Origin of the sequence: Photorhabdus stackebrandtii, from assembly GCF_011189495.1 — a bacterium.
GTDB classification, from domain to species: domain Bacteria; phylum Pseudomonadota; class Gammaproteobacteria; order Enterobacterales; family Enterobacteriaceae; genus Photorhabdus; species Photorhabdus khanii.
Map to the genome: position 1 here is coordinate 326,096 of NZ_PUJV01000001.1, position 11,170 is coordinate 337,265.

Below are 11,170 nucleotides of genomic sequence, written 5' to 3' on the forward strand. Positions count from 1 at the left end.
AATATCCGATAATGCATAAACATCTTGTCCGCATGATTGCTGTGATGTTCCTGTTTTTCTGGGGAACGGCAGGTTATGCGCAAACACAACAGTGGCAGCCACTGCAAGAGACAATTTATAAAAGCGAAAATGATCACCGTCAGTATCAGGGAATCAAATTGGCAAATAATATGACGGTTTTGCTGGTGTCTGATGAGAAGGCGACAAAATCACTGGCAGCGGTATCGATTCCGGTTGGGAGTATGGAAAACCCTGACAGCCAGCTTGGGCTTGCACATTATCTGGAACATATGGTTCTGATGGGATCTGCGCGCTACCCACAGTCGGGTAGTTTATCTGAGTTTTTGCAAAAACACGGCGGTAGTTATAATGCCAGCACCGCCTCTTACCGTACTGCTTTCTACCTTGAAGTAGAAAATGAAGCGTTAGCTGATGCCACAGATCGTCTGGCTGATGCACTGGCTGAACCTCTGCTTGACCCGGTAAACGCAGATCGGGAGCGAAACGCAGTCAATGCGGAACTGACAATGGCGCGTTCTCGCGATGGGATGCGGGTTGCCCAAATACGATCAGAAACCCTGAACCCTAAACATCCCAATGCCCGTTTTTCTGGTGGTAATCTGGAAACGCTGAAAGATAAACCGGGGAGTCAATTACAAACAGAACTGGTGGATTTCTATCAGCACTATTATTCAGCCAATCTGATGAAAGGTGTCATTTACGGTAATCAGCCTATTGATAAACTGGCTCAAATTGCTGTTGATACTTTTGGCCGGATACCGGACAGAAAAGCGAGCGTGCCGGCGATTACCGTCCCGGCAGTAACGGAAAAAGAGAAAGGAATTATTATCCATTATGTTCCTGCTCAACCGCAAAAAGCGTTGCAACTGGAGTTCAGTATTGACAATAACAGTGCTGATTTTCGCAGTAAAACGGATGAATATCTCGGTTATATGATAGGTAACCGCAGTTTGAATACGTTATCAGACTGGCTGCAATCTCAAGGGTTGGCTGAAAGTATCAACGCAGGTGCGGCACCGATGATTGACCGCAATAAAGGCATCTTTTTTATCTATGTGACGTTGACAGACAAAGGGCTTGAACAGCGGGATCAGGTTGTTGCGGCTATTTTTGCCTATATTAATTTGTTAAAACAAAAAGGCATTCAGAAAAGCTATTTTGATGAGATCGCTAAGGTTTTGAAGCTCTCTTTCCAATATGCTTCTATCGTTCGTGATATGCATTATATCGAATGGTTATCGGATGCAATGCTGCGAGTTCCTGTTTCCAATGTATTGAATTCCGGCTATGTGGCTGATGATTATAATCCGAAAGCAATTGCCAGTCGGCTTGCTGAATTGACGCCTGAAAACGCCCGTATCTGGTATATCAGCCCAAAAGAGCCGCACAATAAACAGGCTTATTTTGTCCAGGCACCTTATCAGGTTGATCGAATCACATCGCAGCAGCGGACAAAATGGCAGCAGTTAGAGGAACAAATGAACTTTTCTCTGCCGGTGCCAAATCCTTATATTCCTGACGACTTGAAACTGATAAAAGCAGGTAAAAGTCAGAAGCATCCTGAGATGATTCTTGAACAGCAGAATCTCCGTTTGTTCTATATGCCGAGCCAATATTTTGCTAATGAGCCTAAAGCCAGCATCGTTCTTGATTTGCGCCATGCGGAAAGTCTGAATAGTGCCCGTAAGCAGGTAACTTCCTCTTTGCTTGATTATTTGGCAGGGCTTTCCCTTGACCAGTTGGGTTATCAGGCTTCCGTTGCAGGAATGAATATCTCCAGTGGCGCATCGCAGGGACTGCAATTAGGCGTCAGTGGCTACACTCAGAATTTGCCGCAACTCTTAACCTCTTTAATCAGTAATTATATGGCGTTTACACCAACTGAGAGTCAACTGGAACAAGCTAAATCCTGGTATCGTGAACAGATCGAGGTTTCTCATAACGGTAAAGCTTATGAAATGGCTATGCAGCCATTGAAGCGCCTTTCTGGGGTACCTTACACTGAACAATCTGTTCGATTGAAAGAGCTGGAAACCATCACCGTTCAGGATATTGTTGAGTATCGTCATGAGATGATTAAAAACGCTGCTTTGCAGATGATGATCATTGGAAACCTGACCGAACAGCAGAGCAAAGTTATTGCTGAATCTGCCCATCATCAACTGGCGAATCAAGGAAGTCACTGGTGGAGTGGGAACAAGGTGGTGATTGATAAAAATTACCCGGTTAATTTCCAGCGTGCTGGCAGCAGCACCGACGGTGCTTTAGCTGAAGTTTATATCCCGACGGGGTATGACCGCATAGAAGGTTATGTTTATTCCAGTTTGTTGAGCAATATGCTTCAGCCTTGGTTCTATGAGCAGCTAAGAACGACGGAACAATTGGGGTATGCGGTGTTTGCTTTCAATACCAGTGTCGGGGAACAGTGGGGGTTGGGTTTCCTGCTGCAAAGTAACAGTAAACAACCAAAATACTTGAATCAGCGTTATCTGGATTTCTATCAGAAAGCCGCGGGTAAACTGGAAGCGATGTCTCAAACTGATTTTGAGCAGTACAAAAATGCGCTGATTAATGAAAGGCAGCAGCCGCCACAAACTTTCTATTCCGAAGTTGCCCGTTTCTCCGGTGATTTTAGTCGCAATAACTTTAGTTTTGATAGCCGAGATAAGATGCTGGAGGCACTAAAGAAAACCACACAGAAGCAACTGATTCATTTCTATCAGGATGCGGTAGTCAAACATCGCGGACTGTCATTTATTTCCCAAGTGATTGGCAAATCAGCAAACCCGGATGGATATGCGAAATTGAAAGGTTGGAAAACTTATCATAATGTCACTGAACTTCAGAAACAGTTACCTGTTGAGGTAAGAACTCAGTGAGTACAGAGATATCTGTCCATAGGCTTAATGCATTAACTCTGCCGCTGAATGGTCAGCGGCTGATCGAAGCTTCTGCTGGGACGGGTAAAACCTACACCATTGGCATTTTATATCTCCGTTTGCTACTTGGATTGGGGAAAGATGCCGCTTTTCCACGGCCTTTAAGCGTGGAAGAAATTCTGGTGGTGACGTTTACTGAAGCCGCAACAGATGAGCTGCGTGGCCGAATCCGTGAAAATATTCATAAACTTCGCCTGGCTTGTATTCGAAGCGAAGTAGAAAGTGCAGGATCCGACTATCAACAGCTATTGGATGAAATCCCGGATAAAGAACAAGCGGCTATCTGGTTGCTGGCAGCCGAGCGGCAGATGGATGAAGCCGCGATTTATACCATTCATGGTTTTTGTCAGAGAATGTTGGCGCATAATGCTTTTGAATCTGGGATTTTGTTTGAACAGACATTAATTCAGGATCAACATCCATTGGAAAAACAAGGGTGTGCTGATTTCTGGCGCCGTTACTGCTATCCATTGCCGTTGTCAATGGCAATGGTCATCAGTCAGGAATGGAGTGGGCCGGAAGCACTGTTAGCTGAATTACACCCTTATTTACAAGGGGATATGCCACATATTGTTGATGCGCCAGACAGTGATGAAACGCTGTTAAGCCGTCATGAGAAAATTATCCAGTTGATCAGCGGTGTTAAATGCCAATGGAATGAAGTGGCTGGAAAATTGCATGATTTAATTGCGGGTTCCGGTGTAGACAAGAGAAGTTATAGTAGTAAGCACTTACCAAATTGGCTGAACAGAGTCACTGATTGGGTTCAGGAACCTACAGAGGATTATCAGTTGCCAAAAGAGCTGGAGAAATTCCGGCAGTCGGTATTAGCAGAAAAGACAAAGAAAGGTGATGTACCTAAGCATTCACTTTTTGTTGCTATCGATGATTTATATCAGCAACCACTGACCTTACGTGATTTGATTATCTCCAGAGCGATTGTTGAAATTCGCCAATCAATCCGCCGGGAAAAATTGATACGTGGCCAGATGGGGTTTGATGATTTATTAACCCGTCTTGATGATGCTTTGAAAGGCCCGGGCAGTGATTTGCTTGCTCAAACTATCCGTCAGCGCTATCCGGTTGCGTTGATTGATGAGTTTCAGGATACCGATCCACAGCAATACCGAATTTTCCATACCATCTATGGCGATCAGCCTGAAAATGGGTTGCTATTTATCGGCGACCCTAAGCAGGCTATTTATGCATTTCGTGGTGCAGATATTTTCACTTATATTCGTGCCCGCTCTCAGGTAAGTGCTCACTATACTCTGGAGACAAACTGGCGTTCTGCCTGCTCAATGGTACAGGCAATAAACAAGTTGTTTATGCGTTCAGAAAATCCATTTTTGTTTGAACAGATCCCCTTTATTGAAGTTTCTGCGGCAGAGAAAAACCGGGGACTCTCTTTTAGCTATGATGGTCAAGAGCAGGCAGCGTTGAATTTCTGGTTACAGCCAGGAGAAGGGATTTCTACCGGAGATTATGAACAAACAATGTCACGGCTTTGTGCCGCGCAAATTCGTGATTGGTTGCAGGCTGGCAGTGAAGGACGTGCGCTGTTACATAAAGGAGATGATCCCCGGCCTGTGACGGCTGCCGACATGACTGTTTTGGTGCGTAGCAGAAAGGAAGCCATACTGATCCGTAATGCACTTAACTTGTTATCTATTCCTTCCGTATTTCTTTCTAACCGGGAAAGCGTATTTGAGACCGCGGAAGCAAAGGATGTTCTTTGGTTACTGCAAGCGGTATTGTCGCCAGAGAAGGAACGTGTTCTGAGAAGTGCACTTGCCAGTGGTTTGTTTGGTTTGACTGCTCGTCAGATAGACAAGCTGAATCATGATGAAAAGGCGTGGGATCAGTTAGTTGATGAGTTTGATGGTTATTTCCGCCTGTGGCAACGCCGTGGTGTATTACCGATGTTACGGGCAGTAATAACAAACCATCATATTGCCGAAAATTTGCTGGTGAGTTATGAGGGTGAACGGCGTTTGATGGATGTGATGCATATTGGTGAGTTGTTGCAGGAGATATCTTTACAACTCGACAGTGAACATGCGGTTATTCGTTGGCTGGCTCAACAAATATCTCATCCTGATCCGCAGTCGGAAAGCCAGCAAATGCGGCTGGAAAGTGATCGCCATTTGGTACAAATCTGTACTATCCATAAATCTAAAGGATTGGAATATCCGCTGGTATGGTTGCCATTTGTTTGTAATTTCAGGGCGCAGAAACGGGCGATATATCATGATCGTACAAGTTTTGCTACTTGCCTTGATATTTTTCCTGATGAGGAAACGATCAAACTGGCGGAACAAGAGCGGCTGGCAGAAGATTTGCGTTTGCTTTATGTCGCATTGACGCGCTCTGTTTACCATTGCAGTGTCGGTGTGGCTCCGCTGATAAAAGGTAATAAGAAAAAGGCCGGAGATACCGATCTGCATCAGTGTGCTCTGGGTTACCTGCTCCAAAAAGGAGTTAAAGGTGATGCTGATTTTCTGGCGAAATGTCTTAAAGAATTAAGTGGGGATGGAATTGTTGTCTCCTCAATCGGTGATACTGATGATCGTCCATGGCAATCACAAAGCCAAAATGATTTATTGCTGTCGGCAAGGCAGTTTAATCGCAGGATTCAGGATGATTGGCGGATCACCAGTTATTCTGGTTTACAAAACTCTGCTGTTCATTATGGTAATACTTCCCCCCGTATTGTTGGAGAAGAGTCTATTGAGGTTATTGTTCAGTCTATCGCGCCAAAGTTGGATGTTGATGCCAGTGGTGAAAAACAAATAGCAGAACAACCTGAAATGACACCACATACGTTTCCACGGGGAGCCTCTGCGGGGACTTTTTTGCACTCTATTCTGGAAGAGCTTGATTTCAGCCAATTGCCTGATGAGAAATGGTTGGCAGAACAACTGAAATCGGCCGGGTTTGATGAACACTGGAGTGGGGTATTACAACAGTGGATGGCAGATATTTTTACGACTCCATTGAGTGATGACGGTATACAGCTTGCAGAAATTCCGCTTCATCACCAACAGGATGAAATGCAGTTTTATCTGCCGGTCGAACAACTTTTGCGATCTCAGGAGCTGGATGCGGTGATGCGTCGTTACGACCCTGTTTCTGTCCGCTGCCCTCAACTGGAGTTTCAGCAGGTGAAAGGGATGCTGAAAGGGTTTATTGATTTGGTCTTCTGTTGGCAAGGCCGGTTTTATGTATTGGATTACAAATCAAACTGGTTGGGCGAGGGGAGTCAGGCTTATACCCGAGAAGCGATGGAAACAGCCATGATTGAGCATCGTTATGATCTGCAATACCAGCTTTATACACTGGCATTGCATCGTTACTTGCGTCACAGACTGGTTAATTATGATTACCAACAACATTTTGGCGGTGTGATTTATCTGTTCCTGAGGGGAATCGATAAACAACAGCCGGGAAATGGTATTTTCAGTTGTCGCGCTGCGGCTGAATTTGTCGATGCTTTGGATCTGCTTTTCCGTGGTAATGAACAGCCTGATAAAGAGAAAAATTGATGATTTCGTTATTACGACAGGCCGTAGACCTCAGGCTCCTGCGTTCATTGGATTTACAGTTTGCTCATACGTTGATTGAGGATGAAGATCCTGTTCTGTTGCTGGTAATGGCGTTGTTGAGTGCTGAAACCGGTACCGGCCACGTTTGCCTGCCGGTTAACCGGATAACACCTGAACATTTTTTTGATGGGCGACATCGTGAATTTGCGGAGCAACTATGGCAAATTGCGGGAAAACCTGATGAGCAGAGTTTACTGGCGGCACTGGAAAACTGTGCCGCCGTCAGTGATGGTTTTCAACCAACGCCTGTTGTGCTCTCGTATGGCCGACTTTATTTACAGAGGATGTGGCAAAGTGAATGCCAGGTGGCTGCTTTTTTCTCTGCTAATCAATCAGCCGATAGTATTCAGGAAGAGCAGCTGAGAACTATTCTGGATGAATTATTCATTCTGTCTGATGAAACCGCGGACTGGCAAAGGGTGGCTGCCGCTGTAGCAGTGACTAGCAGAGTTTCGGTTATCTCTGGCGGGCCGGGAACCGGTAAAACGACAACGGTTGCTAAGTTGTTGGCTGCCTTAATCAAACTTAGTCCGGATAAAAAGCAGGTTATCCAACTGGCGGCTCCGACAGGAAAAGCGGCCGCCAGATTGACCGAATCTCTTAACAGCGTAGTTAGAAAATTGCCTCTGACAGAGAAACAGTTTGAATCTATGCCAGATCAGGCACAGACGATTCATCGATTGTTGGGCGCTCAACCTGATAGCCAGCGGTTGCGTTATGACCGGGATAACCCACTGAATCTGGATGTGCTGGTGGTGGATGAAGCTTCAATGGTGGATTTACCCATGATAGCCAGGTTGATTGATGCATTGCCACCCAAGGCGAAAATCGTTCTGCTCGGTGACCGTGATCAATTGGCGTCAGTGGAAGCTGGAGCAGTGTTGGGGGATATTTGCCGTTTTGCTGAGTTGGGATACAGCGCTGTAAGAGCGGAACAACTAAGTTGGTTGACGGGATGCCATTTGGTTGCAGGCGATCAGGAAAACGCTCCAGAGGTTCGTGATCGTCTGTGTCTGTTGCGCAAAAGCTACCGCTTTGATGCAAATTCAGGAATTGGGCAACTTGCTGCGGCAGTTAATCAGGGAAAGAGCCGGGAAGCTCTGGCTATTCTGCAACAGCCATTGAATGATATCTGTTTCTACCCGTTGTTTGGGGACGAAGATTATCAGCGGTTGCTGACAGAAACGGTATCGGGTTATCACTCTTATTTGCAACGGGTGGCAAAGCAGGTGCCTGCAAAAGAAATTCTGGCTGAATTTAACCGCTATCGCTTGTTGTGTGCACTCAGAGAGGGGCCATTTGGTGTTAGTGGGCTTAACGAGCGAATAGAACAGCTATTGCATCTTCAGGGGCTGATCCGTCGCCCCGCTGGGATTTTCAGCCGTGGTTATGCTGGCCGGCCAGTCATGATTGCCCGTAATGACAGTACACTCGGCCTGTTTAATGGCGATATCGGTATTATGCTCAGGGACGAAAATAATGAGCTGCGTGCGTATTTTCAACTGTCCGATGGACAGATTAAAGGGATTCAGCCGAGTCGTTTGCCACAGCATGAAACCGCGTATGTGATGACAGTACATAAATCCCAGGGTTCAGAATTTGAGCATACGGCTCTGGTATTGCCAACACAGTTTGTACCGGTTGTCAGCCGCGAACTGGTCTATACAGCGATGACCCGTGCCAGAGAAAAGTTGACTCTTTATGCACATGAGGCGGTATTGCGTCAGGCTATTCAGACGCCGACACAAAGGCGAAGCGGGCTGGCTGAACGGCTGAGTCAGTAGGTGGATTAGTAAGAAACGCCGGTCTTTGTTGACAGCCTCGGATCAGAGGGAGGGCAGTCAATGTTTCCTATTGTTAGAAAAAATGAGTCGAGGTGATAGCGGTAAATTTATTATCAGTAAATTTGAGTTTGGTTTATTGGATATAATAGCGTCAGGCTGATGATATTAATAATACACTGTATCTATATATTTAAATTTTTTCATCATTTCGGCATATTTATATTAGATAATAATGAAATATTTAAAATGCATTGAGTGGATAAATAATTATTTTGTACTGCTTGGGCTTACTCTTTACTATAAAAACAGTAAATAAAATAGCTTAATGAAATAGGGATTGAAGTATTTGAGGTACGTTCTGTGTTTTGGCAAGGACTCAGTTTGTGTCTCAGATATGGATAATTTAACCTCTTTAACGAATTTTGGATAATAATTAATCTTAATTAAAACAATAAGTTGAATTAAAAATTGAGGTGTGTTACTTTCTTCACAATGATAATAATGCAAGTGGTTATCATTTGCATTTGCATTTTTTTTTAGTTGTTTATATAATTCCTCAAGTTTTTTACTAATGGATGGTAAAAGCGTTTTTGCCGGTATTATTGAATGCCTATACCCGCTTCTTCTTGGAGATTAGCTATCTATGTTAAAGCATAGCGTAACCACTATTGCTGTGTTATCTGTTTTTTATTCTCATCAGAGTTTGGCAAATAAAAATAGCAAAACAGATTCGTTGGATACCATTGTTGTAACTGCGGAGAAAGTTTCTGCGGATCAGCAAAAAACAGCAATAAGTATGACGGCATTATCTGATTTTGATATTGAACGGAAAGGGATTGAAAACTTTTACGAAGTCGTTTCAGAAGTTCCCAATTTATATATGATAAAAGCAGGTAACCCATCTGATGCTGGGTTTATTTCATTACGTGGTGTGACGCCCGGAATGGAAGGGGAACAAGCGGTCGGTTTCTTTACCGATGGTGTATATAGCCATTCATTTGATACCGAATTACTGGATATTGAACGTATTGAAGTATTACGTGGCCCACAGGCAACATTATATGGCCGCAATACTGAAGCGGGGGTCATTAATATCATTACCAAAGATCCCGATCCGGTAACCGAACGGAAACTTGGCTTTTCATATGGTAATTATAATCGTTTGCAGACTACAGCTATTTTAGGTGGTGGCATTGATGAATATGGCGATTGGTCTTACCGTACAGCATTACGTTATTTGAATAGCGACGGTTATTTTAAACGGGATTATGATAATAAAAAGAATATAAATGATATTAATGATTTTAACGGCAGATTTAAGCTGCGCTGGCAGCCATCAGATGGGCCGTGGGATATTATTACTACGTTTGATGCACAAAACCGCAGAAATGGAAACGCTTCATTTGCACCGCTCGATAAAATAAAGAGAGGGACAAAATCGATAGATTCTGATTATGCAGGTAAATCAGATGCTAATATTTATAAAGGATCTATTAAAGCGGTTTATCAATGGGATCGCATGGATCTGACTTCAATTAGTGCATATACTTCAGAAGATAAAAAAGATTACCAGGATCTCGATTTTACCCGTAAATCACATTCAAAATTGCTAATTGACCGTAAACAAGATTACTTCTCTCAGGAATTACGTCTTAATTCTAAAAATACCGGGCCATTTAACTGGTTGATTGGTATGTATTATTTCAATCAGGATGATAAATTAGATATTGATTACAGGATGTTACAGTTCGGATATCAGGTTAAGAATACCAACGTTAAGACCAATAATTATGCTCTGTTTGGTAATACCAGTTATTATCTTATGGATAATGTAGAGCTGGTTGCTGGGCTGCGTTATGACTATGAGAAAAAGAATCTGAAATTCGGCAAGACAGAAAATTTCTCAGGAATAACCAGAGAAAATTTGACGGATAAACTCTCTTTTGATGCCTGGTTACCGAAAGCTGGGGTCAATTATTATGCTACGGATAACGCTATGTTATATGCCAGTATTGCCCGTGGTTATAAAAGTGGAGGGTTTAACAGTTTGGCACCTAAGGATCAGCGCCGTTTTGATGCTGAATACACAACCAACTATGAAATTGGTCTGAAATCAGAATGGTTGGATAAGACAGTGCGCTGGAATACCGCATTATTTTGGATTGACTTTACCGATCAGCAGGTTGAAAAGCAGTTTTATCCAGAATCCGTTACCCAGAATGCAGGGAAATCAATCAGTAGAGGGCTTGAATCGGAAATTTCCTGGAGAGTGATTAAGGGGCTGACATTATCTGCTAATGCAGGTTTCAATGATGCTCACTTTACTGAGTTTAAAGACAATATTTATGACAAAAGTGGAAAAATTGTAGGTGTTACTGATTATAAAGATAAACGCCCGGCAAATACACCAAACTACACCTATGGTGTCGGTGTCGATTATAGTTTCTTGAACGGATACTTTATCCGTGCGGATTATAATGTTGCTGGTAAAGTTTATTTTGATAATGCTAATTCTCAGAAGCAGTCTAATTATGGCTTGTTGAATCTTCGGGCTGGATATGAAACACCAGATTACGATATTACATTCTGGGCGAAGAATTTGTTAAATAAGACTTATGTTACTCGTGCATTCCCAATGGCTGACCCAATGACTGGAGAGAACGGTTGGTATGGTCGTGCAGGAGAACCTCTAACTTATGGTGCGACAGTCAATATTAAGTTCTGATAAATAGTAAACTGAATGATTACACAAACCACAACAACAATCCCTGTTGTGGTGGTGTATAAGAGTAGTTAAATTTATTAACTGCTCTTATATGCT

Annotated in this window: 4 protein-coding genes; all 4 read left to right on the forward strand. The window is 43.4% G+C overall.

What is annotated here, in order from left to right; all coding sequences use genetic code 11:
• The first annotated feature begins 11 nt into the window (after positions 1-11).
• The 4 genes from ptrA (at position 12) to C5470_RS01520 (ending at position 11,074) form a co-directional block, all read left to right on the forward strand.
• Entirely contained in the window at positions 12-2,900 is a 2,889-nt protein-coding gene (ptrA, locus tag C5470_RS01505) for a pitrilysin (RefSeq protein WP_152963548.1), read from the forward strand.
• A complete protein-coding gene (gene recB, locus C5470_RS01510) occupies positions 2,897-6,505 on the forward strand; it encodes an exodeoxyribonuclease V subunit beta (RefSeq protein ID WP_166285344.1) in 3,609 nt (1,202 codons plus the stop codon). The genes ptrA and recB overlap by 4 nt, the downstream gene beginning before the upstream one ends.
• Positions 6,505-8,349, forward strand: a complete 1,845-nt coding sequence (gene recD, locus C5470_RS01515) for an exodeoxyribonuclease V subunit alpha (protein ID WP_166285346.1) — start codon at positions 6,505-6,507, stop codon at positions 8,347-8,349. The genes recB and recD overlap by 1 nt, the downstream gene beginning before the upstream one ends.
• A 643-nt stretch (positions 8,350-8,992) precedes the next feature.
• Positions 8,993-11,074 carry a TonB-dependent receptor gene (locus tag C5470_RS01520; protein WP_152963550.1) on the forward strand — a complete coding sequence of 694 codons (2,082 nt, stop codon included), beginning with the start codon at positions 8,993-8,995 and terminating at the stop codon, positions 11,072-11,074.
• Positions 11,075-11,170 lie beyond the last annotated feature (96 nt).

Bases quoted from the DNA above. Each gene is read 5' to 3' on its own strand.
- recD (WP_166285346.1), top strand. From the start codon at position 6,505: ATGATTTCGTTATTACGACAGGCCGTAGACCTCAGGCTCCTGCGTTCA.
- ptrA (WP_152963548.1), top strand. From the start codon at position 12: ATGCATAAACATCTTGTCCGCATGATTGCTGTGATGTTCCTGTTTTTC.
- C5470_RS01520 (WP_152963550.1), top strand. From the start codon at position 8,993: ATGTTAAAGCATAGCGTAACCACTATTGCTGTGTTATCTGTTTTTTAT.